This is a genomic window from Bdellovibrio reynosensis, from assembly GCF_022814725.1.
GTDB classification, from domain to species: Bacteria; Bdellovibrionota; Bdellovibrionia; order Bdellovibrionales; family Bdellovibrionaceae; genus Bdellovibrio; species Bdellovibrio reynosensis.
This window is the reverse complement of the sequence record NZ_CP093442.1, coordinates 2241729-2265179: the sequence shown is the minus strand read 5'-3', so window position 1 is coordinate 2265179 and position 23451 is coordinate 2241729. Positions and strand designations below refer to the sequence as shown.

25 protein-coding genes are annotated in these 23451 nt (G+C 42.2%); 16 read left to right on the top strand and 9 right to left on the bottom strand.

All coding sequences use genetic code 11. The features are described 5' to 3' along the window. Window positions 1–47 precede the first annotated feature (47 nt). Window positions 48–491 (top strand): outer membrane protein assembly factor BamE, encoded by a 444-nt coding sequence (locus MNR06_RS10615; RefSeq protein WP_243535843.1) that lies wholly within the window; start codon window positions 48–50, stop codon window positions 489–491. Here MNR06_RS10615 and MNR06_RS10610 read toward each other — a convergent pair. Together MNR06_RS10610 and MNR06_RS10605 are read right to left on the bottom strand one after the other, a co-directional pair. Further along, entirely contained in the window at window positions 481–1161 is a 681-nt protein-coding gene (locus tag MNR06_RS10610) for a hypothetical protein (protein WP_243535841.1), read from the bottom strand. The two genes, MNR06_RS10615 and MNR06_RS10610, sit on opposite strands and share 11 nt — an antisense overlap. A 1-nt stretch (window position 1162) precedes the next feature. Beyond that, on the bottom strand, window positions 1163–1804 hold the full coding sequence (locus MNR06_RS10605) for a matrixin family metalloprotease (RefSeq protein WP_243535839.1): 642 nt from the start codon (window positions 1802–1804) through the stop codon (window positions 1163–1165). 141 nt (window positions 1805–1945) lie between these two features. On the opposite strand from MNR06_RS10605, the gene MNR06_RS10600 reads away from it, so the two are divergent. Further along, window positions 1946–2794: a hypothetical protein gene (locus MNR06_RS10600; protein WP_243535837.1), complete on the top strand. Its 849-nt coding sequence runs from the start codon at window positions 1946–1948 to the stop codon at window positions 2792–2794. Here MNR06_RS10600 and MNR06_RS10595 read toward each other — a convergent pair. From MNR06_RS10595 to MNR06_RS10580, 5 genes are all read right to left on the bottom strand, one after another. Continuing rightward, a complete protein-coding gene (locus MNR06_RS10595) occupies window positions 2791–5010 on the bottom strand; it encodes a phospholipase D-like domain-containing protein (protein ID WP_243535835.1) in 2220 nt (739 codons plus the stop codon). The two genes, MNR06_RS10600 and MNR06_RS10595, sit on opposite strands and share 4 nt — an antisense overlap. 404 nt (window positions 5011–5414) lie before the next feature. Beyond that, window positions 5415–5537: a hypothetical protein gene (locus MNR06_RS16705; RefSeq protein WP_256461056.1), complete on the bottom strand. Its 123-nt coding sequence runs from the start codon at window positions 5535–5537 to the stop codon at window positions 5415–5417. Between the two features lie 134 nt (window positions 5538–5671). Beyond that, window positions 5672–6703, bottom strand: coding sequence for an HNH endonuclease (locus tag MNR06_RS10590; protein WP_243535833.1), 1032 nt, complete (start codon window positions 6701–6703; stop codon window positions 5672–5674). A 762-nt stretch (window positions 6704–7465) separates the two neighbouring features. Next, on the bottom strand, window positions 7466–8983 hold the full coding sequence (locus tag MNR06_RS10585; RefSeq protein WP_243535831.1) for a class I adenylate-forming enzyme family protein: 1518 nt from the start codon (window positions 8981–8983) through the stop codon (window positions 7466–7468). Window positions 8984–8993: 10 nt separating this feature from the next. Further along, window positions 8994–9989, bottom strand: a complete 996-nt coding sequence (locus MNR06_RS10580; protein WP_243535829.1) for a ketoacyl-ACP synthase III — start codon at window positions 9987–9989, stop codon at window positions 8994–8996. A gap of 210 nt (window positions 9990–10199) precedes the next feature. Between MNR06_RS10580 and fabG the strand changes: the two genes are divergently transcribed. The 10 genes from fabG (at window position 10200) to MNR06_RS10530 (ending at window position 18801) form a co-directional block, all read left to right on the top strand. Next, window positions 10200–10949, top strand: a complete 750-nt coding sequence (fabG, locus tag MNR06_RS10575; protein WP_243535827.1) for a 3-oxoacyl-ACP reductase FabG — start codon at window positions 10200–10202, stop codon at window positions 10947–10949. A gap of 28 nt (window positions 10950–10977) precedes the next feature. Further along, window positions 10978–11979, top strand: coding sequence for an alpha/beta fold hydrolase (locus MNR06_RS10570; RefSeq protein WP_243535825.1), 1002 nt, complete (start codon window positions 10978–10980; stop codon window positions 11977–11979). Beyond that, window positions 11976–12752 (top strand): alpha/beta fold hydrolase, encoded by a 777-nt coding sequence (locus MNR06_RS10565; protein WP_243535823.1) that lies wholly within the window; start codon window positions 11976–11978, stop codon window positions 12750–12752. Before MNR06_RS10570 ends, MNR06_RS10565 begins: the two co-directional genes overlap by 4 nt. Window positions 12753–12903: 151 nt before the next feature. Beyond that, window positions 12904–13440 (top strand): c-type cytochrome, encoded by a 537-nt coding sequence (locus tag MNR06_RS10560; protein ID WP_243535821.1) that lies wholly within the window; start codon window positions 12904–12906, stop codon window positions 13438–13440. A 15-nt stretch (window positions 13441–13455) separates the two neighbouring features. Next, on the top strand, window positions 13456–14337 hold the full coding sequence (locus MNR06_RS10555; RefSeq protein ID WP_243535819.1) for an SCO family protein: 882 nt from the start codon (window positions 13456–13458) through the stop codon (window positions 14335–14337). Between the two features lie 6 nt (window positions 14338–14343). Then, the gene (gene coxB / locus MNR06_RS10550; protein ID WP_243535818.1) at window positions 14344–15300 is read left to right on the top strand and encodes a cytochrome c oxidase subunit II; all 957 of its coding nucleotides are present in this window, start codon (window positions 14344–14346) and stop codon (window positions 15298–15300) included. Between the two features lie 10 nt (window positions 15301–15310). Next, on the top strand, window positions 15311–16921 hold the full coding sequence (gene ctaD, locus MNR06_RS10545; RefSeq protein WP_243535816.1) for a cytochrome c oxidase subunit I: 1611 nt from the start codon (window positions 15311–15313) through the stop codon (window positions 16919–16921). Then, window positions 16908–17579 (top strand): cytochrome c oxidase subunit 3 family protein, encoded by a 672-nt coding sequence (locus MNR06_RS10540; RefSeq protein ID WP_243535814.1) that lies wholly within the window; start codon window positions 16908–16910, stop codon window positions 17577–17579. The genes ctaD and MNR06_RS10540 overlap by 14 nt, the downstream gene beginning before the upstream one ends. A 3-nt stretch (window positions 17580–17582) precedes the next feature. Continuing rightward, window positions 17583–17918 (top strand): cytochrome C oxidase subunit IV family protein, encoded by a 336-nt coding sequence (locus MNR06_RS10535; RefSeq protein WP_243535812.1) that lies wholly within the window; start codon window positions 17583–17585, stop codon window positions 17916–17918. A 4-nt stretch (window positions 17919–17922) separates the two neighbouring features. Continuing rightward, a complete protein-coding gene (locus MNR06_RS10530) occupies window positions 17923–18801 on the top strand; it encodes a protoheme IX farnesyltransferase (RefSeq protein ID WP_243535811.1) in 879 nt (292 codons plus the stop codon). Between the two features lie 203 nt (window positions 18802–19004). Here MNR06_RS10530 and maiA read toward each other — a convergent pair whose 3' ends face one another. Then, window positions 19005–19664, bottom strand: a complete 660-nt coding sequence (maiA, locus tag MNR06_RS10525) for a maleylacetoacetate isomerase (RefSeq protein WP_243535809.1) — start codon at window positions 19662–19664, stop codon at window positions 19005–19007. A gap of 57 nt (window positions 19665–19721) precedes the next feature. Here maiA and MNR06_RS10520 point away from each other — a divergent pair, with 57 nt between their 5' ends. From MNR06_RS10520 to MNR06_RS10510, 3 genes are read left to right on the top strand one after another with little or no spacing between them, the layout of a single operon-like run. Beyond that, window positions 19722–20447 carry an LTA synthase family protein gene (locus MNR06_RS10520; RefSeq protein ID WP_243535807.1) on the top strand — a complete coding sequence of 242 codons (726 nt, stop codon included), beginning with the start codon at window positions 19722–19724 and terminating at the stop codon, window positions 20445–20447. Window positions 20448–20500: 53 nt separating this feature from the next. Next, window positions 20501–21034: an outer membrane beta-barrel protein gene (locus tag MNR06_RS10515; RefSeq protein WP_243535805.1), complete on the top strand. Its 534-nt coding sequence runs from the start codon at window positions 20501–20503 to the stop codon at window positions 21032–21034. A 9-nt stretch (window positions 21035–21043) separates the two neighbouring features. After that, complete coding sequence (locus tag MNR06_RS10510) at window positions 21044–22024, top strand: fumarylacetoacetate hydrolase family protein (protein WP_243535803.1); 981 nt, start codon at window positions 21044–21046, stop codon at window positions 22022–22024. Between the two features lie 73 nt (window positions 22025–22097). Here MNR06_RS10510 and MNR06_RS10505 read toward each other — a convergent pair whose 3' ends face one another. After that, window positions 22098–22646 carry a superoxide dismutase family protein gene (locus MNR06_RS10505; RefSeq protein ID WP_243535801.1) on the bottom strand — a complete coding sequence of 183 codons (549 nt, stop codon included), beginning with the start codon at window positions 22644–22646 and terminating at the stop codon, window positions 22098–22100. A 316-nt stretch (window positions 22647–22962) separates the two neighbouring features. Here MNR06_RS10505 and MNR06_RS10500 point away from each other — a divergent pair, with 316 nt between their 5' ends. Continuing rightward, window positions 22963–23424 (top strand): Dps family protein, encoded by a 462-nt coding sequence (locus MNR06_RS10500; RefSeq protein WP_243535799.1) that lies wholly within the window; start codon window positions 22963–22965, stop codon window positions 23422–23424. The last annotated feature ends 27 nt before the right edge of the window (window positions 23425–23451 follow it).

Genomic DNA, 23451 nt, shown 5'->3' with positions numbered 1-23451 from the left:
CTTTAAGCGCATTCATTTACCTGATACCTTAAGATGATGGGGGATCTATGATCCGTTATTTGGCTATTCCAGTCGTTTTAATATTGCTTCTAACGACAGGCTGTCAGACATCTATGCTTAAGCAGTTTAACGAAGTTAAACCGGGCATGGAAAAAGATGACGTTCTTGATCTAATGGGTTCCCCAAGCCGCTCTGAGCGTTTCCACGGCAAAGACCGCTGGACCTATGTGTTTTATGATCAACATCTGCGCTTTGAAAAAGAAGTTCATTTCTTTGATGGAAATGCTATCTACGTAGGTGATGAGTGGCAACCGGAAGTGGCTAAGTCAGCTGTGACTATGGATGCCCGTAACGAAGAACGAAATAAAGAGATCGATGCCCAGATCGCAAAAGACGTTGAAGATCATCGTCGCGCTTATCAAGACTTTGAAGCAAAAGCTAAAGGCACGGATAAGGTTCGTTACGTTCCAGAGTTTGAACCTATTCGTTAATAAATAACGGCGCACCCAATACAGAAATGATTTCGTAACCATTCACTTCCAATGTGCTTTGCCGTGAATCCCGTGGGTAAAGTTTAATGCCACTTAAAACCCACTGTGCCGGCCAAAATTCCACGATATTTTTAAAGAAAACTTTTCCACCTAAATGTGTGGGGCCTGGCTCAATAGTTAGCATCGTTTGGTCTAATTGAGTCTCAAAAATTTCTTGAAACGGAATAGGGAACGAAGAAATGTGTTTATGATCAGTTGATGGGACGCACGATGCGCGAACAATCAGCTGCGGAATTTCCCCGGAAAATGCAACTCCTTCAGCAGAAAGAAAGAAATCAATCGTTGGATAAAGTTCGCAGACCGACACCTTATTGCCAGCGCTGTCTTTCATTTGAAAGCCGCCAACGGTGATAACGACTCCTTCTAAGTTTTTTTCGACAAGGATGTTTTTAAGAAGTTGGTACTTAAAAGCTTTTTTAAACTCTGACACAGAAGCTTCTGAAAGATCGTAATTTAAATCTTCTTGGTAACCAACTTGATCTGTCGCAATACCTCTAGATTGAGAAATCTTTTTATTTAACAACATCACCGCAAAAGGGAGGGTCGCTAATATCAGAATTAAGCTGATGAATCGCGACATCTTCTGTAATGGAGGTTTATTCTTCATCATGTTAATACTCGCACTTGATCGATTCGCGATCGGCTGCAGAAATTTCTATTCTTTTAACACCGCCATTAAGAATGGCCCACATCACACTAGGAACAGTGCTTTGGTGGCGAAGACCTAGGGCATGACCTAATTCATGAATCAACAAACTTTCTAAGTGAAGATCGTAAGGGGTCGTCGCGGATTCAGTGAAAAAATTAAAGTTTTTATTATTAATTTGAATATCAGCTTCTGTAAGTTCGTTATTATTCCAATATAAATTGGTGACACCTTGAAGCTTGCTTAACTTTTCAGGCCATTCTTGCTTCCACAATAAAGTATTTGCGCCATCTTTGGACGTTGCCGCTAACGAGGTGCCTGTATTTTCGAACATCAGCAGTGTCATTCCGGCAGCATCATTCCAGTGGGCTGCCGCTTTATTTAGAACTTCAAGATATTCAGTTGGGAAATCATTATATACTTTTAAAGTTAGGGGAATGTTCTTTTTCCAAGAAACTCTTTGCCCGTATGAATTGCTCACAAAACCACAGTTGGTTTCAGCTGCACTAGCTAGTTGGTTTTCATCTCCAGGTCCCAAAGTAGGCGAATTTTTGCTGCAGGCGCAGACAAAGACTAAAAATGAAGCAACAGCGAATTTCCGTATCATTCCTTTAGTTTACACAAGATTGCAGTAGATCCTCTTATTTATATAACCATCTAGACGATAGTACCGGGTAATTAAAACAAAATATTAAACAAATAGAAATTTGTTTGCCCCTTATCTGCTTTCCCATTAGAAGTTGCTAATATGTTAATTGAATGGATTTTTAGCTTTATGATCACCACTTGGCAGCATCTTCCCGAGGTGGAAACATGGGCTAATGAAAATTTAGGCGGGGTCGAATCGCTGACAGCTGAAATTCTGCGCGAGGAAGAGATCCTTTGCGTTTTAGAAAAGCATGCATTGTTATCCTTTGATTCGCAATGGACTAAAAGGGACCGCTTAAAAATCCCTGCAGCGTGCCGCCGCACTTCTAACATGTCCGAATATCTTGAAGGTGTGCAATTTCGTACTGAGCCTTTGCTTAAAAAAAATGAATTTCCCGCGTGGGATCACCGTTTGGATGTTGTAGTTAAAAACCAAACGCCCTTTACGATTTACTTAAGACGAGACCGCGATTATTTGGGTGCTCATTCCACAGCAGGTTGGTCGATGTGGATTGAACTTAAAACAGGAATTTTACGTTTTGAATGGGTTGATCAATTTCGAAACTCCCATTTACGCATGAAAGCCCACACAGAATTAAATCCTTTAAAAGGAAATCTTAAACTGATCACCCATATCGATGCGCTTATGGTCACTAACAAGGGAAGTAAGGTCGGCAGAGCAGCACTTCTTACGGGGCGAAGTTCTGAAGGGTTTAAGCACATCGTATTTGAACGCTTAAATAAGGATCTACTTAAATCTAAGGAAAAATGTACGAAGCATCACTCATGCAAAAAAGTATCTTCAATTGCTATTGATGAGTTAAAACTACAGAAATTCGCAAACGTAAAGTCATCCCTTTATACGAACTTTTTGAAACAGGGCCGGCCACTATCGTTTTCTGAAATCAGCCCCGAAGAGTTAGTTCCTCAAATGGCAGTATTTCGTTAGAAGTACGTGTCGCCCCAATCAATAAGAGTGCTATTGATCCAAGAAATTCTTTCTTGAGCCGTAAGTCTGCGCGACTGGCGCAGGAACTGGTTTACTTCGGCCTTTAGAATCTCTGCTGTTTTTGGATGTAAAATCAAAACTCCGCTTTCAGTATCGTGGATGAAGCTGCGACGGTTTAGGTTTACGCTACTGACGAAACTAAGTTTGGTGTCGATCACTAAAATTTTAGCATGCAAGATCGAATGCTGGTCCGCCCACTCATAGATTTCAACGTTTCTTAGGTGGCGGTTCACGCCTTCCTTATTAACGTCTTCAGCGATTTGCGGGGTTCCATCTCCTGCTAAATGAATACGCGTGATGACTTTCACTTTTACGCCTCTGGAAACAGCGCGATCCAATGCTGCACTGATGGCAACGCTTGGACGGAAATAGGGTGTAGTCAGCAAGATTTCAGATTGGGCTGAATCAAACATTTCAATGTAATAGCGCTCTAGCTGGAAGCCATCAAAGAATGGCAACGAAACAATATGACGGACCACCGGATGAAGCTGCGGCAAATTGCTTAGGCGCGACACTTGTTCTGGTGAGGCGTACTGTGGGATATTGATATTCGTAGAACGGAAACGGTTGCTTTCTGGTTCCCTTGTCCAAAAGGAAATCATTTGTGACATCACGGATTTAACAAATTCATGACCACGAATCTCGATTTCGAAATCGTTATAATAGATATAACTTTCTTCGCCGTCGCCATAGTTTTTTAAATAGGCATAAGCTTTGTAAAATGGCGTATCGCTAAAGATATAAGAGTCACGGATATTGCGACCACCTGTTATTAAGAAGCTATCTTTGGTATTGCTGCCAGAATACCCGATGATTAACTTCGTATGATTGACTCGGTGGAATTTATCAAACCAGCCGCCGTCGTCAGCGCTTGAAAGGCGGTATTTATAATACTGAACTTTGACGTTCGGCACACCGATTTGCAACCAGTCTAAGATATTTTTATCCTTCTTAGTCATAGTTACTTCAGGAACTAGGATACGGATTTGCGTGCCACGTTCTGCATGATAGCGCAGGGATCTGGCCATAACCATACCGTAAAAGTCCGCTGAGAAATTCAGTGACGAAACCCAAATAACATCGAAATGGGGAGCTTTTGAAAAATCCAATTTCGCTAATGGGTTTTTATCATTGAAATCCTTGCGCGAAAGCGGGGAGCCCGTTAGCGCTAAAACCTTTTGGTTTGTAGCGATATACGGATCACGCAAGTTCACAAGTTTATCGTAAGTTTGCGGGCAAGTAGAGAAGTTATAATCTTGTTGCCAGAAGAAACCAGTCGGGTTGTTACCGAAGTTTCCTTGAGGACGGGCACAAATATCAATCTGATTAGTCAGCTTGTACCATTCTTTATTGGCATCAGCTAAATCAACAAGTTCAAAAGCATGGGTGTAGTTTTTCGAAATCTCTGGATCAAAAAACTTCACTACGCAACGGCGCACGTTATTGCTAAATTTTACTTTCAGGCGCTGGCCGTTCACTTCATTATAGTACCAGTTAAATTCATAAACTGGGCTGCGCTTTGGGCCGCCGAAAAATAGAAATCCAGAATCATAGATGATATCGGCATTACATTCCATGCGGCCTTTAAGATAACTTTGCGAAGGATTATTATCCTGGCCACGGCCTGCATGGGATTTGTCGCTGTCTTTTGCTGGCAGATCGTTTCTTAATCTTAAAGTGTAGTTCGAATAAAAACGGTGTTCTAACGGGAATGGATTGCGACCCGGGCCGTTAATTCTATATTGATCTAAGTCTTTAATGCTAATGACTTCTTCAGTTTCAAATAAAGGACCGCGGAACGTTGCTTGAAACCATTGACCTAAGCCTGACCATTCTCGCAATTGCAATTTGCCTGAAAGTTGGTTTACCAGGGCTTGTCTTTCATTAAGAAGCTTTTGAACTTGGGCTCTTACTTCAGGATCTGAAACCATCGCACCATCAAAAACAGGAGTGCTTGCTGAAGTTTTCTGAGTTTGAAAAACTCTTTGGCTTGCCCGCCAATCGTTGCTCCAGTACTTAGAAAGTTCTAAATCGATCTCTTGAATTCTATTCGCTCTTTGATCGTCATACATTTCAGAACTAGGCGAACGAGTCGCACTAGTACATGCAGCTAAAGAAACAAGAATAGATAATAGAAAAAAGTAGACCCACTTCATATTCTTTCATTCGGAATAAACGGAAAAAAATGTAGTAGGTTTGTGGGGTGGTCTCGATTTGATACTGAGATTTTCATATTCCTGAGCCTTGGTCTAGGAAGGTCCATAGATTCGTCCGAATACAAAGCTAAACCTACCGACTTGAAAGATGAGAGTCGGCTAGCGATTGCCGAACAAGCCATGAGAGCACGGTGAATTTTTAACATTTAGGACGACTTTTTAAGCTATTGCAACTAACGCCTTCGTTTTTAGATTAAGGTATCACCCATAATGGCTATTGCTTTTTTGCTTTGTGGGACCAGGTCACTACTGGAAGCACCACGCGAATTGTGATTGTTTTGCAGACCAACTACATCAATTCTGTTCCAAGAACGAAAAAAGAATTAAATAAAAAATTAAAAGGATTATTGAATAGATGCCGTAGATGCCGTAGATGCCGTAGATGCCGTAGATGCCGTAGATGCCATAGATGCCATAGATGCGTAGATGCCATAAATGCGTAGATGCCATAAATGCGTAGATGCCATAAATGCGTAGATGCTCTAGATACCTTGAGTCTATAGATAACAGATAGAAGTCTACAATATATAACCATAGAAGGAGATAGATAGAATGCTCCCAAGGAGGAGACTTAGTAAAAAATCCCAAACTCTCAACAAGATTATTGAAGTCGTGCTTCTTTTTTATACTTATAGCGATTGTGATTGCCGCACAGAACCTGCAAGTTTTTAAATGAATTATCACCGTTAGCCCACCGTGGAATCTTATGATCTACTTGTAAAGCAAACGTACTCTTGCAAGCTTTTCCTGTTTTCTTATCGACATACTGACAGCATTTATCACGTTCAATAATTAGCCGACGTGTTTTTGGCGTAACCGATTTATTTTTCGCCACCACCGCATCGGTGGTGATTATTGCTGATTGGAAACCTTCGTGATCGTTTGATGCATTTGGTGAATTCGAATGATTAGATACCTTGCTTTCAAATAGCACATGTTCATTGTTCAAGGACTGCTCAGTTCGTTTATTTACAGATGGTATTTTCTTCGATTTTGGGTTTTTGAATCGTTCATCCAAATATTGATTTGCTAGAAACTCTATTACGTCGGGGATAGAAATAGATTGATTCTTTTCTAACAGCAAGTGCGCCGCTAAATCCTTACAGCTCAAAAGCTTTTGATATTGATCTTTCGATAAAGTCAGTTCCAATCTTACGGATTCATCTTTTTGGATTTTTTGTACGTCATATTCTTTCATCGGCAAATCCAAAGCGCGAGATAGTTCATGCTGAGTTTCCTGCGTAGTTTTGCCAATAACAACAGCAACCAGTTCTTGTTTCTGCAAAGAGGAAACTTTGTCGCCACTTAATTTTTCCTTCTCTTTAATAGCTCGCGAAAGCTCACCAATTTGTGAAAGATTCAACGAGCCTTCTTGAATTTTAGTCGCAACCCCCGGAAGCTCGCGAATCAGACGAGCAGCTTCAAGCCGACGCATGGCTGCCGATCCAGAATATCCAAGTTCTTTAGTCAGGTATTCATAAATCGACGAATATGCTTTTTCGAGATAAAGCTTACGAGCATCAATCTCACGGATGTGTTCCAAAATCACATGCAAAAGTTTTCGTTCTTTTTGAACCAGATCTTTCAAACTGTTTTCAAGTTCATGATTTGATAAACGAGATAATGGATTCATATTATTCCTCCGCGATTGATAGAGGTATAACACAGGTTTTTTTAGATGCTGATTTCGCAAGGGAACGAGTAAACCAAGACATAAGTTTAAACGCACACAAATCAGTTATAAAGGGAGATCATTCCCAAAAATACTTTTGAATTATTCGAAATGAAAATGATCAAACAGCGGGCAAATTAAGGCTAAGAAAATCCGGTCAAGAAATTCACTCATGACAATTTAGATATGACACTTCAAGTAACCGAAGCGGTAGTGAAATGATTGAATTATTTTTTCGCCGTTCCACTTTTTTATATCTGAATAATTGACCACGTGAAGACGCAATAAGTGAGACAGATTAGATTGATGAATAAAATGTACTTATATTGGTGCGATAGAAAGATAGAAAGATAGATAGATAGATAGATAGATAGATAGATAGATGGATAGATGGATGGATGGATGGATGGATGGATGGATGGATAGAGTTGACGAGTTGATGAGTTGATGGGTTGACGAGTTGATGAGTTGACGAGTTGATGAGTTGATGAGTTGATGAGTTGATGAGTTGATGAGTTGATGAGTTGATGAGTTGATGAGTTGATGAGTTTGTGAATTGATGAATTGATGAATTGATGAGTTGGTCACTTGGTCACTTGATGAATTGGTTAGTTTGATGAGTTGATAGAGTTGTGAATTGATGTGTAGATAATTGATTTGTAGATGTATAGATGAGTAGAGGAGACAGGAGATGAGAGAATTCAATTAACCGAAATTATATTGCTACTTAGAAGGGAAGCCTTCATTCAAAAGCAGGCGTTTTAGAATTTTTCCACTGTCACCTTTTGGTAGGTTAGGTAAAAAAGCATAATGGTGGGGCGTCTTAAACTTAGCTAGGTTCTTCAAGCAATAAGTTCGCAATGCTTCCGCCGTTAACTCTTCATCGCGGGTCACCACGAAAGCCTTTCCGACTTCGCCCCATTTTTCGTCTTTTACTCCGATGACGGCGGCTTCTAAAACTCCGGGGTGGCTGCGTAGGATTTGTTCTACCTCTGCGGGATAAACGTTTTCGCCGCCGGAAATGAACATGTCTTTTTTGCGGCCGACGACGTAGAAGTATCCTTCGCTGTCTTTACGGACTAAGTCGCCGGTGTGAAGCCAGCCATCACGTAAAGTTTCTTCGGTGGCTTTTGGATTATTCCAATATCCTTGCATCGCGACTGGGCCACGTAAGATCAATTCACCGATTTCGTCAGCCGCTAACTCTTGGCCTTCGTCATTGACGACTTTGGCTTCGACGTAATGATTAGGGAAACCGATGGAGCCGATCTTGCGGAGGGCGTCTTCTTCATTTAGTGAGAACACATTCGGACCGAATTCAGTTAGGCCGTAACCTTGGCGAACGGGGATGCCTTTGTCAGCCCAAGTTTTAATAAGTTCAACAGGCATCGGTTCACCGCCCACAATGGCGTAGCGGATTTTTTGCAGATCATAGTTCTTAAAGACCGGTGTGCGCGCCATCATGTCCATTGTAGTAGGCACACCAAATAGAATAGTGGCTTTTTCTTTTTCACTTAGCTTTAAAACTTGTTCAGCGTCGAATTTTTTTAAGAAAACTAATTTTCCACCAGCGTGAATGAATGGAGTTGTTAAGACATTCCAACCACCGGTATGAAAAAACGGTAAGAATATTACCGTGCAGTCTGTAGACTGCAGATTCAGTCTTAACTGCGTATTCACTGAATTCCAGTAAATCATTTTCAAGCTTAACAAAGCACCCTTTGGTGCGCCGGTTGTACCTGAAGTATAAAGAATCATCACCGGATCATTTTCGGTGGCTGTAAATGGAACTTCATCATTTGGTTGCAGGTGGATTACATCTGCAAAACTATCTGATTCAGGAACTAAATTGTCAGGTTTCTGCAGCAAAAGCTTCTGAACTTTAAATTCAAGATTTTCCACAATGCCGCCGAAAGCCTCTTGAAATAAAACCAGCTGAGGTTGTGAATCCGAAATGATGTGATCAACTTCCCTTTGTGTTAGTCGGAAGTTGATTGGAACTAAAATCGCGCCCAGTCTTTGAAGCGCGAAAAATAAAAAGACGTATTCAAGTTCGTTGGTTGAAAGAACGGCAACTCGATCGCCTTTTTTGATTTGGTAAGTATTAATTAAAAATCGCGCGGCCTGATTGGAAAGACGGAATAGATCAGCATAAGGAATCTCTTTCCCAGAATCGCCATCTTTGATGGCGATCTTATTCGGAGTTTCTAAATTCCAGTGTTTAAGCCAATCTAATTCCATAAAAACACCTTTAAGTATCATATCCCCACGTAAGGGCTAAGGCCGTCATGCTCATACCACCGCCAGAACCTAACATAAAGACCAAATCACCTTTTTTCATTTTTCCCATTTGGGCAGCATCCGCGATAGCCATGGCAATGGAAGCTGATCCCGTATAACCGTAACGATCCATAATGTAATGCGCACGATCCCTAGACAGATTAAGTTTATCCAAAGTTTCATAAATGCTTTGCACATTAAACTGAGTGATAAAGAAGTGCTTAATATCTTCAGGATGTTTTTTAATTCTATCTAATAAAGCATGGGTCAATTTCGGCCAGTGGATTCCATTTGTCTCTGGCGGAATTTTTTTTGGAAATGAAAGAAGATGTTCTTTATGTTCAATCACTTGATGGGACACGGGCTTAGCTGTGCCGCCAGCATAAATCCCCATATAGTCATGATATTGGCCCTCAGTGAACATTTGGCTTTCTAAAAAGCCCTCTTCTTCTGTCGCTTGAATAACTACGGCGCCGGCGCCATCAGCAAACAACGATGCAATTTTGTAATCGTCAAAATTTAAATACTTACTCATCCCGTAAGCGCCGATCACAAGCACGTTTTTGTACTTTTGATCGGCCACTATATATTTGTGAGCCATATCACAAGCAGTCACAAATCCTGCGCAAGCGGAGTTCACGTCAAAGCTACCAGCGTTGTCGGCACCTAATAAATAAGTGATAACAGAAGCCGTAGATGGAGAGAGATAATCAGGCGTGTCTGTTGCTACAATTATTAGATCTAAATCCAACGCTGTAATATTCGCTGACCTCAGGGCTTGAAGTGCTGCTGGAATGATTAGGTCAGAAGTACGTTGGTCTTCCTTCATCCAACGTCTTTCAGAGATATTTCTTTGTTCTTTTAAAAAGCGGCCGATGTCCTTTTTGTAAAGTTCATCAAAATAAGTATTTGAGATCACTCGTTCTGGCGCGAACATTCCAGTTCCAACGATAGTTGACGATTTCATATATGTCCTTCCTACAGAGCGATAAAATAGCGCGATCGACGGTGTTTGGACGGATGCGCTCGACCACTTTTGATCGTTTCTAAGCGCTATCTTCAAAACATTTTTTCTCTGATTGCAAGAAAAGAAAATTAGAGTTCTGACTCTATTCACAGAGCGAAAAAGTGCGATTTTCTTTGACGGAGGTGGGGCAAATGAAGGTAAGTCGTGTTTATGAAAAATATAAATTTTGATTTCAAAAATAAAAATGCAGTTGTTACAGGTGGCGCTTCCGGAATTGGTTTCCAAATTGCTTTGGACTTTTTAAAAGCTGGTGGCAACGTTGCGATCTGGGATTATTCCGAACAAGCTTTGCAAAATGCAAAAGCTGAATTCGCAGCGTACGCTTCACAACTTTCATTCGCGCAAGTGGATGTGACAAATCGTGATTCAGTAAATAAAGCGACAACAACTTTACCGTGGGCTGTGGATATTCTTGTGAATAACGCTGGTATCACTCGCGATAAATCTTTCGCAAAAATGCAGGCTGAAGATTGGGATGCAGTTATCAATACTAATTTGACGGGCTTATTTAATGTCACAAAGACTTTGTTAGAAAAATTTAATCCAAGCTCTCAACAAAAGCGCATCATTAATATCTCATCAGTAGTTGGTCTTTATGGAAATTTTGGTCAAACGAACTACGCCGCTGCAAAAGCAGGTGTGATTGGTATGACAAAGACGTGGGCTAAGGAATTAGGTCGTAAAGGCTTTACTTCAAATGCCATCGCTCCAGGTTTTATTTTAACAGCGATGACAAAAGCGATGCCTAAAGAAGTTTTAGATGGAATGGCATCCAAAGTACCTGTGGTGCGTTTAGGTGAAGTTGAAGACATTGCAAACGCCTGTTTGTTCTTGGCAAGTGATCAGGCGGCATATATCAACGGCGCTGTTCTCAGCGTTGATGGTGGAATTGTTCTATAAAAAAACTATTAACTATAAAGGACCGGTTATGAAATTTCTGTTTTCGGCTTTCTTTGTTTTTGGATCTAGTATTTTTATTTCGCTTCAAGCTAATGCAAAGACTGAAGCCTTCAAAGGTTTCGTCGCTGTTGCAGCAAAGCGTGAACTTTACGTCGACTACGTTCCTGCAGAAAAAAATCAACCAACAGTTATTTTAGTAAACGGTCTTACTTATAGCACGCGCCAGTGGAATGGTTTTGTTGAGCCATTGCTTCAACGTGGGGTGGGCATTCTTCGTTACGATCCATTTGGACAAGGGCAGACTTTATTAAAGTATGCTCCAATCTTGGCGCCAATTCCTTATCAAGATCAGGTGAGTGATCTAAAAACATTATTAGAAAAAATGCAGTTGAAAGGTCCTTATCATTTAGTAGGTCTTTCCTATGGTGGCGGTATCATCGCAGGCTTTGCAGCTCAATATCCGCAGTTAGTAAAAAACCTAATTATGATGGCGCCATTCACTCGTCCACTTGATGGTCAAGACAACTGGATTAAATCACAAATCTGGGCGACTCGTCAGATGTTTCCATTTAATAAAGCCTCTGATGATGATCTTTATGATTATTTCCTTCATCAAATTATTTACGCAACTTACCCGCAAGCTGAGCCCATCGTTTTAGAAAATCCATTTAAACTAGAAGCGACATATCGCCTGGTTCAAGGAATTCGTAAATTCCGTCCCGTTGATCACACACAAAGTATCCCAGCAAAGTCTTTGCATCTTGTGATTGCTAGACAGGATCAATACATCAACACGAGCGTGCTTGATGAATATTGGGATGCAGTTCCTGTTGCAAGCAGAGCAAGTCGTCTTTACATCAACGGCAGCGAACACAAAATGGTCGAAGCGGTTCCGTATTTTTCTGCTGCGTGGGTTTATCAAATCGTAAAAGGAAATCCAGAATTCCAAGGCGGAAAAGATTTTGAAGGTTATCCATTCCGTGGAGAAGTTAAGAACGGCGACAAAGTTATTAAAGTGGGTCGCGAATGATTAACTACGAAATTAAAGAAAACGTAGTTCCTGAAGACATCTTCTTTATTCATGGCAACTTATCCTCAAACCGCTGGTGGTATCCTGCGGGCGAAGTTTGGGCTGCTGAAGCCAAAGGAAAAGACCATAAAGGTTCATTGATCTTCGCTGAATTTCGCGGCTGTGGAAAAAGTGCAGCGCCAAAAGACTCCAGTGAAGTCGACCTGCATCTATTTGCGGACGACTTTATTCGCGTCCTTAAATCGCTAAATAAGACATCTGTTCATGTTGTTGGACATTCCACTGGGGGACTTATCGCAGCATTAATGTTGGCGAAAGAGCCGTCGCTTTTCAAAAAAGCTGTGCTGTTAGATCCTGTTGGTGCGCAAGGTATTACCTTTGATAAATCCATGATTGCCGCCTTTGAACAGATGAAAGCAGATAAAAATCTGACGGCAGCTGTGATCGGTTCAACGATTCATAATAATAACCCTCACAGCCTATTTTTTAATCACATCATCGTTGAAGACGCTTTTCATTCCGTGAAAACCGTTGGGCACTGGGTGCTTGAAGCCCTTGATGGGCTTGATGTTCGTGAAGATTTAAAAGATGTCGGTCACGAAGTTTTAGTGTTGCATGGAGAACACGATAAACTTTTGCCTGTTTCAGATTCCCAGAATTTGGCGAAACTTTTTTCCCGAGGAAGTTTTGAAATTATTGAAGGTCAAGGTCATTGCGCCAACGTTGAAGCGCCAGAGAAGTTAGTGAATATCATTAACAGATATCTGTTCTAACCACGACTTAATGCTTTGCGGCGACGGTCGGTTATCATAAAGGGGGGCGGCTTAATTAGTTGCCCCTTTTTTCATTTTCAGTTAGTTATCGAACAATACATTACAATGTTGTGACAAAACTTATTTTGCGTCCCCCAGGGAGTGCCAGCCTATGTCTGAAACTAGAGATGAATATAATCGCGGTGGTTTGATTGCTTTTGCTTTCTCCATGGTATTTTGCTTCGTATTTTTCTTCTACCTTGTAGCGATTCATAAGGGTGTTGATTTAGGAGAAAACGTCGTTGATCCAAATGCTCCAGCTGTCGAAGGAGCTGCGCCTGTCTTTAATATCACTGACGTGAAAGAACCATGGGTTTCTACCCCTGAGCTAGTGACTTATGGTGCGAAAGTTTACAAAACAAACTGCGCTATGTGCCACGGTGATCAAGGTAAAGGTGACGGTGCTGCGGGTGCTGGTTTGAATCCTAAACCTCGTAACCTTGTTGAAGGCAAATGGACTCAAGGTGACGGCGCTATCGCTCACTTTAACGTGCTTACAAACGGTATTAAAGGGACATCGATGGCTTCTTATGCTCACTTCAAACCGGCTGATCGCTGGGCTCTAGTGGCGTACATTGAATCTATCACAGAAAATAAATCAAAAGACGATCCTGCAAAAGTAGCTGAGTTTGCAAAAACTGCTCAATAATTAGGGATTTAATTAATGCTTTCTAATAAGCTTGTTTTTAAAATGAAAACAATGGGTATGGCTCTCTCTGGAGCCGTTCTCGTTTTATTTTCATTGCCTGAAACACAAGCTTACGACGGTAAACCAGCGCCGATGGTTGCAAGCGAGCAGCCTAAAGAACTTCAAGGCATCGGCATTGATGAAAAGCTTGGTCAGAAAATCGATCTGAATTTGAAAGTGAAAGACGATAACGGTCAGGAAGTGACCTTGGGCTCTTTCTTTGATGGCAAACATCCGGTGATTATTTCTCCGGTTTATTTTGCCTGCCCGGGGCTTTGCAATTTCCATCTTAACGGTCTGACTGATGGCCTTAAATTGATGGAAAAAGAATGGTCTGTCGGAAAGAAATATAAAATTCTTTCTATGAGTTTTGACTCAAAAGAAACTCCAGAGTTGGCAGCCCAGAAAAAAGCGACTTACATGAAACTTTATGACCGCGAAGGCGCTGAGCAGGGATGGCACTTCCTTTCCGCTGACGAAGCCACTGTTCAGGCAATCACTCAGTCATTGGGTTTTAAATTTAAATGGGACGAGAAAGCTCAGGAATGGGCCCATGCCTCTGCAGCGGTGGTTATCACTCCAGACGGCACGATTTCTCGTTATTTGCACGGGATCATGTTTGATCCCAAGGACATCAAGTTAGCTCTTAATGAAGCGACCGAAGGAAAAATCGGCAGCTTCGTCGAGCACTTGGTGCTTTATTGTTTTAAGTATGACCCACAACAGAGCAAGTACACCCTGGCTGCCTTCAACGTAATGAAGCTGGGCGGGGCGCTGATGGTTCTGGTGATGGTATTATGGTTATTGCCGATTTATATTCGCTCTCGCAGAGCGAAGTCCAAAGAGGCGGGGAGATAAAAGTACATGATGTGGTTTAATTTAGCGAAGGCCCAATCCTTCATGCCCACACAAGGAACTGAGATTGCAAAGCAGGTAGACAATCTCTATGGTTTCTTGTTGATTACTAGCTTTATTGCCTGCGCTCTCGTAATCGGCGGGATGATTTACTTTGTATGGAAATACAGACGTAAAACACCTAACGATAAGACTGCTTACATTTCCCACAATACTTTCTTGGAGTTCGTGTGGTCATTCATTCCACTAGTAATCTTCTTGGGTGTATTTGCTTGGGGCTGGTACATCTACCACGACATGAGAACCATGCCGAAGAACGCTCTTGAGATCAACGTAGTTGGTAAGCAATGGGCTTGGGAAATGGAATACAAGAACGGTTATAAAACCGTGAATGAACTTGTTGTTCCAATCAACACTGACGTGAAATTGATCCTTTCATCTTTGGATGTTCTTCACTCATTCTTCGTACCTTCTTTCCGTATGAAACAAGATGCTGTTCCTGGACAATATACAGCAGTGTGGTTCAGAGCGGATAAGCTTGGCGATTTCCATATCTTCTGTACAGAGTACTGCGGTACTTCGCACTCAGGCATGATCGGAAAATTGAAAGTAGTTAATAAAGAAGATTTCGACCGTTATTTGGAACAAGGCCAGGAAGAACGCAATTTGCCATTGGCAAAACGCGGAGAAAAACTTTTCGCGGTTAAAGCCTGCGCTTCTTGCCACTCTGTAGATTCCCCTGCGGTAAAGGTAGGTCCTACATTATTCCAAAAATTCGGCACAGAAGAAGTTCTTGATGATAACTCTAAAGTTACTATCGATGAAAACTACCTTCGCGATTCTATGCTGAATCCGAATAAGCACATTGTTAAAGGTTTCCCTAAAGGTGTTATGCCTACCTTCCAGGGTCAGTTAAATGAAAATGAACTCAGCGCGCTTGTTGAGTACATCAAGGAATTGAAATAAGGAGCACCACATGGCTACAAAATCAGCTCATCACGGTGACAACTACATTAATTTTGAAAAGGGTCTATGGTCTTGGTTAACGACTGTGGATCACAAACGTATCGGTCTTATGTACATGGCGACCGTTATGTTCTTCTTCTTAATCGGCGGTATCATGGCGTTACTTCTTCGTTTAGAGCTTTTTGCTCCAAACGCGGCAGCAAACGTGGGTAACGTTCTTAAAAACGGTGACGTTTACAATCAAGTTCTGACTTATCACGGGGCGATCATGGTATTCATGGTTATCGTTCCTGGTATCCCGGCGATCCTGGGTAACTTCTTCCTTCCGCTTCACATCGGCGCGAAGGACGTGGCTTTCCCGAAAATCAACTTGGCTAGCTGGTACTGCTTCATGGCGGGTGCGGCTCTTGCGATTGCGACTTTCTTCTTTAAGAAAATCGATACTGGTTGGACTTTCTACACTCCTTACTCAATCAGAACTGGAACAGCGACTGTTCTAATGGTTTTGGGCGCGTTCGTGATGGGGATGTCTTCAGTTCTTACTGGTTTGAACTTTATCGTCACTGTTCACAAATTAAGAGCACCTGGCATGACTATGCACAGAATGCCTTTGTTTGTATGGGCGCTTTATTCAACAGCGATCCTTCAGCTTCTTGCAACTCCGGTTCTTGCGATCACGTTGTTGTTGTTAGCGGCAGAGAAATTGTTCGGTGTGGGTATCTTTGACCCTGCATTGGGCGGTGACCCGGTATTGTTCCAACATTTCTTCTGGTTCTACTCGCATCCAGCGGTGTACATCATGATCATCCCAGCGATGGGTGTGGTATCTGAGTTGATCACGACTTTCTCTAAGAAAGTGATCTTCGGTTACACAGCGATTGCTTACTCTTCACTAGGTATCGCAGCGGTTTCCTTCTTCGTTTGGGGTCACCACATGTTCGTATCTGGTCAGTCAGCAACTGCAGGTATCATCTTCTCTTTCTTGACGATGCTAGTAGGTGTTCCGACTGCGATTAAGATGTTTAACTGGGTAGCGACTCTTTACAAAGGTTCAGTCTCTTTTGATTCACCGATGTTGTTCGCTCTTGGTTTCTTGTTCCTTTTCGCAATCGGTGGTGTGACTGGTATCATGCTTGCGGTATTGCCAATTGACGTTCACTTCCATGATACATACTTCGTGGTAGCTCACTTCCACTATGTGATGGTGGGAGGTACCTTGATGGCGTTGATGGGTGGTTTCTACTACTGGTTCCCGAAAATGTTCGGAAAGATGTTCAACGAATCAATCGCTCGTTTGTCTTTCGTATTCATCTTCATCGGTTTCAACGTGACGTTCTTCCCTCAATTCATCTTGGGTGCGATGGGTATGCCACGTCGTTATTTCGACTACATTCCTGCCTACGAAAACCTAAATAAGATTTCAACAATCGGTTCTTGGTTGATCCTGACTGGTTTCTTGATGGGTCTTTGGGTAATCGTTCAGGGTTTAAGAAATGGACCAAAGGCTCCGCTTAACCCATGGGGTTCTAAAACTCTAGAGTGGCAAACGGCGTCTCCTCCTCCTCACGATAACTTTGCAGTTGAACCAATTGTAACAGCGGGGCCTTATGAGTACAGATAGCACTACTACAGCAAACGGATTCAGAGCAGCTCACGTGTCGCATCACTTTAAAGATGCGACTCAAGAGTACGACAGCGGTAAGCAGGGTATTTGGTTGTTCATGGTAACTGAGATCCTGATGTTCGGTGCGATCTTGGTTGGTTATGCAATCTTCCATCACATCTATCCTGATATGTTTGAAGAAGGCGCGAAGTCTTTGGATTGGAAGATGGGTTTCATCAATACCCTGGTTCTAATCTTCTCTTCATTCACCATGGCGATTTCGATTTCTCTTATTCAACAAAATAAGACGAAACAAGCAGCAATGGCGATGGCAACGACCATCCTTTGCGGCGCGGTCTTCATGTGTATCAAGTACTTCGAGTACAGCCATAAGTTCCACTTGGGCTTGTACCCAGGTCGTTTCCTTGATGTTGCTAAAGTAGGTGCTGAACATGCCAACCTAGGTATGTACTACGGTTTCTACTACTGCATGACAGGTCTTCATGGTCTTCACGTGTTGATCGGTATGGGATTGATCACTTGGCTTTTAATCAGAACTATCCGTGGAGATTTCCACTCTCAGTACTGGTTGCCGGTTGAAGGTGTTGGTATCTTCTGGCACATCGTCGACTTGATCTGGATCTTCTTGTTCCCTCTTCTTTATTTGGTGGGGTAAAAAATGGCAGCAAACGCAAATAACGATTTAAATACACTTCATCCGCACATCACTCCAATGTCGACTTACCTTAAAGTCGCTGGAGCGTTGTTCGGTCTGACATTCTTGACTGTATTCGCGCACCAATTCCATGAGCAAATGGGAGCTTTAGCGGGGGCAGTAGCTTTCGCTATCGCTGCGGTTAAAGCAGCATTCGTTTTGTTGTACTTCATGCATTTGAAGGACGACACAAACATGAACAGAGCGATCTTTGCGACCGGATTCTTTTTCTTACTAGTGCTTTTCGTTTTCAGCGCAGTTGATATCGCAACTCGCGTACTGGAAATTAGCCCTCTATAAGATAGTGTTACGCATATACGCAGATCTTACTAAGTTTGGCATAGTCGTTTTCTCAGTTCTTGCAGGACTGGCCGGCTATGCCACTGGTTTTCAAGTTGAACAAACCTTCGACTGGAAAATCTTCCTTGAGACTCTTCTAGGTATCTACTTCCTTAGTTCTGGTTCGTTGGCTTTAAACCAAGTTCAAGAATGGAAATTAGATCAAAAAATGCCTCGTACAGCTAAAAGACCGATCGCTGCTGGAAAAATCAAACCGGCCGCTGCTGGCATTTTGGCAGTCAGCTTCATCTTTGTTGGTCTAAATTTCCTATTCACACTTCAACCTGTAGCAGGTTGGGTGGGTTTAGTTTGCGTTGTTCTTTATAACTTCGTTTACACCATGTACTGGAAACGTCGTTGGGTGATGGCTGCGGTTCCGGGTGCTTTACCTGGTGCTTTACCAGTGACTATCGGATACGCGGTTGCGAATCCCAATATCTGGAATTCTGAATCTTTGTATTTGTTTTTGATTATGTTCTTGTGGCAGATGCCGCACTTTTGGGTTTTAGCGATTCGTTATAAAGATGACTATGCGGCTGGAGGCATTCCTACTTTGCCGGTGGCTTTAGGTATGCAGAAGACTTTATTCCATATCGGATTATACACTTTCGTGTATGTAGGTGTGGCGTTGGCAGCACCGATGTTTGTTCATGCAAGCTGGATGTTTGCGCTTTTAGCATTCCCGTTTGCATTTAAAGTTATGCAAGAGTTCTATCGCTATTATAAATCAAACGGCACCGAAAGATGGTTGGCCTTCTTTATGTGGCTCAACGTTTCGATGCTCGTCTTCATCGTCATCCCAGTTTTAGATAAATGGAACTTCCTATTTATCCACTCTAATTAGTTTTCAAACATAGGAAGCGGTGAAAAGCGGCCATCCACTTCGTTGGAACGGCGTTGTCCTCGCTCCGACGTAGCGCTGCTACGCCTGCGCTGCGGGAACACCGTTCCGCCTCGCGGCTGACCACTTTTGACCGCTTCTGTTTTGCGGGGGATGTTGGCTGGGCTTTGCCGCCGCTTTTTTTGGGGCTTTGCCCCTTGCCCCCTTTATTTCTTTTTTAAGTTATCGGGTGTGTCTACTTGGATGAAGGGGTCTGCTTTTTGGAAAGCTTCTAGCTTTAGGCAGTTTTCGTTTACTTTTAGTAGGGTCGGATATTTTGAGATATCTACGTTGAATCTTTGACAGGTAAGTAACTGTGGCACGATGAATAGGTCGGCCATTGTTACTTTTTCGCCGAAGCTATACGTGCCTGCGAATTCTTTAATGGTTTCTTCTAAAGTTTCTAAACCTTGGCTTAGCCAGTGTTGCGCCCATTCTTCTTTTTTATCTTGGGTGTAGCCGTGGGTTTTTTCCATGTACTGCAAAGTCTTTAGATTGCCCATGGGATGCATGAACGAGTTTATGACTTCGCAAACTTGTCTGATTCTAGCTCTGGTGTAGGCGTCTTTAGGAAGAAGTGCTGGTTCTGGGAAAACTTCTTCGATGTATTCGATGATCGCCATGGATTCAGGAATGTATTTCCCGTCGTGCAGAAGTGTTGGCACTCCGCCAAGGGGATTGATCTTTAAATACTCTGCGGATCTTTGTTCAGACTTAAGAAGATTGATGGCTTTGTATTCGAAATCCAAACCTTTCACGTGCATCGCCAGGCGCACGCGGTACGAGGTGGAACTGCGAAAATAGTTGTATAAGATCAATGAGGCCATATAATCTCCTTAGCGATTATTTGAGTCTGGTTTTTTTTCTCAGTCAAAGGATCTTCAGTGGCAGATAGATTTATCTTTTCTCTGCGTTTTTCTACGAAAGTCTTTTTAAAATTAGCGATCCTTAGTGTTGCCATGATTCTTTTCATGACCCTGTTTCGCATGAATCTTTACTTCTTGTCGGTTTTCCATGCGACAGCGAATGTGGATTTCATCGAAATCGTTCATTCCTTCATCGCGGGTTTGCGTTTTGATATTTTGGTTTTCGGATTTTTATTTATTCCACTTTATTTCCTGATCATTGGGCAGGCCATAACGCAGAAATGGCCCCGCTGGATGTTTGCTTTTTATAAAATCTATTTTGGCTTGGCTTGGTTTCTTATCTGCGTATTAACTTTCATTGATTTCTTTCACTTCGCAAAACACGGCGTGCGTTTAAGATTTGAAGGTTACATGAATTGGACCTTTGATACGTTGTTAGAACAAGCGCAAGGTCTGCAAAACAATCAAACTCTGATCTTTTGCGTAATCACAGTCATGTTATTTAGCCTTGGTTATATGCTTGTTAAAGCCATTCGTTTTGGAGAATGGAAAGATGAATATTCGCCACAAGCTGGCAATGGATTTGAAATCTTTTGGCGAATTGCTTTGCCGTTAATTCTTATCGCATTGGCGGCCCGTGGCACGGTAGAACCCCATCATCTGCGTTTGGAGCACAGCGAAGTGTCTTTAAATAAGGCTGTAAACGAGATGGCCCTGAATGCTGTATGGTGTTTTGATAAATAAATAAACTTATGGTCCACTAGGTTTAGGACTTTTAGTCGATTTTAGGAGGAAGAATGAAAAAGTTAGCTCTTGTTGTTTTCGCTACCCTGGGTGTGATGACTTCTGCTGCGATGGCAGATGTTGATTACCAACTTGAAGTGGGCGTGCGCCAACAATCTGCAGATGTAGAAGCTCCAGCAACAGCAAAAAGCCAAATGGGAATGCAATTCGGAGCGACAGCTCATATGCCTTTTGGTGAAAAATGGCATTTCCGTACAGGTATGCTTTACACTCAAAGACCTCTTATCGTAGAAAGTGGCGCGACTGAAACAAAAGTATCAGTGAACTACCTTGATGTCCCATTGGCTTTGATGTTCAAATTTGAAGAACACATTGGTGTTTTCTTTGGATTCCAATTGGGTCTAAATATCGATAAAACAAATGCCGAAGACGTGAAATCACCAATGTTGCCAATCGTTCTTGGCACAAGCTTTAAGTTTGCTCCGAACATGGGTGCAGTCCTTTACTATGACAATGGTGATGAACTTGCCGCAGGCATTGAAAAATCTCGCGCTGTTGGCGCAAACTTGATGATCACTTTTGACTAAGGAAATTCTGTGAAACTGGGTTCGTTAAAATCCCCGCAGTCTATGGACGGGGAACTTTGTGTTGTCAGTCGTGATCTGAAGACCGCTGTTAAGGCGACTCAGGTCGCTCCAAGTTTGCGAGTCGCTCTTGAAAACTGGAAGCAACACGAAGAAACACTTCAAAAAATTTATAAAGACCTTAATGACGGTAAAGCAACGGGATCATTTGCAGTAAACCAAAATGATTTCCATTCTGCTTTGCCGCGCACGTGGCTTTTTGCCGATGGTTCGGCATTTATTTATCACATAAAACTTGTTCGTATGGCGCGTAAGGCCGCTTTGCCTGAAACACTTGAAACTGTGCCTTTGATGTATCAAGGGGAGTGCGGGCAGTTCCTGGCTCCAACAGAAGACATCCCTCAGCGTGATTTTGCTCACGGCACTGACTTCGAAGGTGAAGTGGCTGTGGTGACTGATTTTGTCCCGATGGGCACTACTCCAGATGAAGCGCTTAAGTACATTCGTTTATTTGTTTTAGTGAATGACGTTTCTTTACGTGGCTTGATTCCTGAAGAATTGGCGGCAGGCTTTGGTTTCTTTCAAAGTAAACCGGCTTCAGCACTTTCACCATTTGCAGTGACTAGTGATGAATTAGGTGATGCGCTTAAAGAAGGAAGAATTCATTTACCATTGCACGTGAAATACAACGGAGAATTCTTTGGTAAAGCCAACGCAGGTGCGATGCACTTTCACTTTGGCCATTTGATTTCCCACGCAGCTAAAACTAGAAACTTAGCAGCGGGTTCGATCATTGGTAGCGGAACTGTTTCAAATGACAAACATGAAAACGGATCAAGCTGCTTAGCTGAAAAACGCATGATTGAACAAATCGAAACTGGCGCTATTAAAACTCCATTTATGAAAAACGGGGACACCGTTGAAATGGAAATGTTTAATATTCAGGGGCAAAGCATCTTTGGAAGAATCTTCCAGAAGGTGAAGTCGGTTTAAAGGTTTCTTGAGATTTTAAAAAAAAAGGCGGTGCTAGTTGCTCCGCCTTTTTTATTTTCTGTGTTATCGCAAATTAAAGTGCTTCGATCACACCGCAAGCGATTCTTGCGCCAGAGTTTCCAGCTGGCTGAGATTTCAAATCATCTTTATCTTTATGGATGACTATTGCTTTTCCAATGATGCTATTAGCGCCTGACATAGAAAGACCTTCTGCTGTCATATTAGTTTTAGCTTTCTTCTTTGTATCCGCGACGATATTTCCTAGGTCGCCAACGTGGCGATTATCACCGTGAACGTCACCATGATTAGCTGAAGTCGGATTAAAGTGGCCACCCGCAGATGAAAAATCTGGCTTTGAGCAATCGCCCACTTCATGGATATGGAAACCATGGGGACCCGCTTTTAGACCTTCAATATTTGTCTCAATCTTTGTGGAATTATTTTCAGTCGTAAAGTGAACAATACCTTTTACTTTGTATCCTGGTGCCGGTTTTAAAACAGCTTGAGCTTTGGTTGGAACAACAGCAGCAGGTTCAACGGGTGCAGGTTCCGCTGATTGTTTTTTCATTTGCGCGCAACCAACACTTAACAAAACCAGGGCCGATAAAATCAACTTCTTCATACGTACTCCTTGATGTGGATTGTGATTTTCTACACACGAGTATCCGGGAAGCTTTAGTGTTTGTCAGGAACTTATTAGTCACCTAGATAATCGAATAGTCCCACAATGATAAAAGTGATCAGGTAAAAATAAAGGACTACGCGGCCAACGCGTATTTTTGCGGCTAGTAGGGCTCGGGTCGCTAACGTCGTCACAACTACCTCCTTATGGGGGCAACTGATTAGAGCTGCAAGATATGTTAATTATCTCACAGCTAGCCAGACCTCACTAATAGATTTTAACTATTTCTTATATAGCTTAATCCTGTGGAGGACAGATGCAAACCAGCTTCAACAATAGTTTTGATAAAACTGTGCAAACGCTTAGCCGAACTCTTTCTGAAGAATATGTTCTTATGTTAAAAACCCAAAATTTTCATTGGAACATCGAAGGTCCATTGTTCTTTTCTATGCACAGCTTGTTAGGTCACCAGTACAAGAGTCTAGGTGAAAAAGTAGATAGCATTGCTGAAACCATTCGCTCTTATGGAAGTAAGGCTCCGGGCAGTTTCAGGGATTTTTTAAAAACAGCATTGATCGATGAAGCTCCGTCAGACCCAATTACGCCTCATCAAATGATTGAAATTTTGAATAAAGACCACTTAGCACTAGCTACTCGAATTAAAGAACATCGGGAAGAGGCCGAAAAAACTGGCGACGTACATGCCATTGTTATTTACGAAGACCTTATCTCGTTCCACGAGAAGGCTTCGTGGATGATCCGAAGTCATAGGGCATAAAGAGATGACATATCGCTAGCAGGCCGA

Coding starts and splice junctions, on each gene's coding strand:
- MNR06_RS10505 (WP_243535801.1), bottom strand. CDS start 22,646: ATGAAGAAGTTGATTTTATCGGCCCTGGTTTTGTTAAGTGTTGGTTGC.
- MNR06_RS10560 (WP_243535821.1), top strand. CDS start 12,904: ATGTCTGAAACTAGAGATGAATATAATCGCGGTGGTTTGATTGCTTTT.
- MNR06_RS10515 (WP_243535805.1), top strand. CDS start 20,501: ATGAAAAAGTTAGCTCTTGTTGTTTTCGCTACCCTGGGTGTGATGACT.
- MNR06_RS10600 (WP_243535837.1), top strand. CDS start 1,946: ATGTTAATTGAATGGATTTTTAGCTTTATGATCACCACTTGGCAGCAT.
- fabG (WP_243535827.1), top strand. CDS start 10,200: ATGAAAAATATAAATTTTGATTTCAAAAATAAAAATGCAGTTGTTACA.
- MNR06_RS10570 (WP_243535825.1), top strand. CDS start 10,978: ATGAAATTTCTGTTTTCGGCTTTCTTTGTTTTTGGATCTAGTATTTTT.
- MNR06_RS10610 (WP_243535841.1), bottom strand. CDS start 1,161: ATGATGAAGAATAAACCTCCATTACAGAAGATGTCGCGATTCATCAGC.
- MNR06_RS10605 (WP_243535839.1), bottom strand. CDS start 1,804: ATGATACGGAAATTCGCTGTTGCTTCATTTTTAGTCTTTGTCTGCGCC.
- MNR06_RS10595 (WP_243535835.1), bottom strand. CDS start 5,010: ATGAAGTGGGTCTACTTTTTTCTATTATCTATTCTTGTTTCTTTAGCT.
- MNR06_RS10555 (WP_243535819.1), top strand. CDS start 13,456: ATGCTTTCTAATAAGCTTGTTTTTAAAATGAAAACAATGGGTATGGCT.
- MNR06_RS10590 (WP_243535833.1), bottom strand. CDS start 6,703: ATGAATCCATTATCTCGTTTATCAAATCATGAACTTGAAAACAGTTTG.
- MNR06_RS10585 (WP_243535831.1), bottom strand. CDS start 8,983: ATGGAATTAGATTGGCTTAAACACTGGAATTTAGAAACTCCGAATAAG.
- MNR06_RS16705 (WP_256461056.1), bottom strand. CDS start 5,537: ATGGCATCTACGCATTTATGGCATCTACGCATTTATGGCATCTACGCA.
- MNR06_RS10615 (WP_243535843.1), top strand. CDS start 48: ATGATCCGTTATTTGGCTATTCCAGTCGTTTTAATATTGCTTCTAACG.
- MNR06_RS10500 (WP_243535799.1), top strand. CDS start 22,963: ATGCAAACCAGCTTCAACAATAGTTTTGATAAAACTGTGCAAACGCTT.
- MNR06_RS10565 (WP_243535823.1), top strand. CDS start 11,976: ATGATTAACTACGAAATTAAAGAAAACGTAGTTCCTGAAGACATCTTC.
- ctaD (WP_243535816.1), top strand. CDS start 15,311: ATGGCTACAAAATCAGCTCATCACGGTGACAACTACATTAATTTTGAA.
- MNR06_RS10535 (WP_243535812.1), top strand. CDS start 17,583: ATGGCAGCAAACGCAAATAACGATTTAAATACACTTCATCCGCACATC.
- coxB (WP_243535818.1), top strand. CDS start 14,344: ATGATGTGGTTTAATTTAGCGAAGGCCCAATCCTTCATGCCCACACAA.
- MNR06_RS10580 (WP_243535829.1), bottom strand. CDS start 9,989: ATGAAATCGTCAACTATCGTTGGAACTGGAATGTTCGCGCCAGAACGA.
- MNR06_RS10540 (WP_243535814.1), top strand. CDS start 16,908: ATGAGTACAGATAGCACTACTACAGCAAACGGATTCAGAGCAGCTCAC.
- maiA (WP_243535809.1), bottom strand. CDS start 19,664: ATGGCCTCATTGATCTTATACAACTATTTTCGCAGTTCCACCTCGTAC.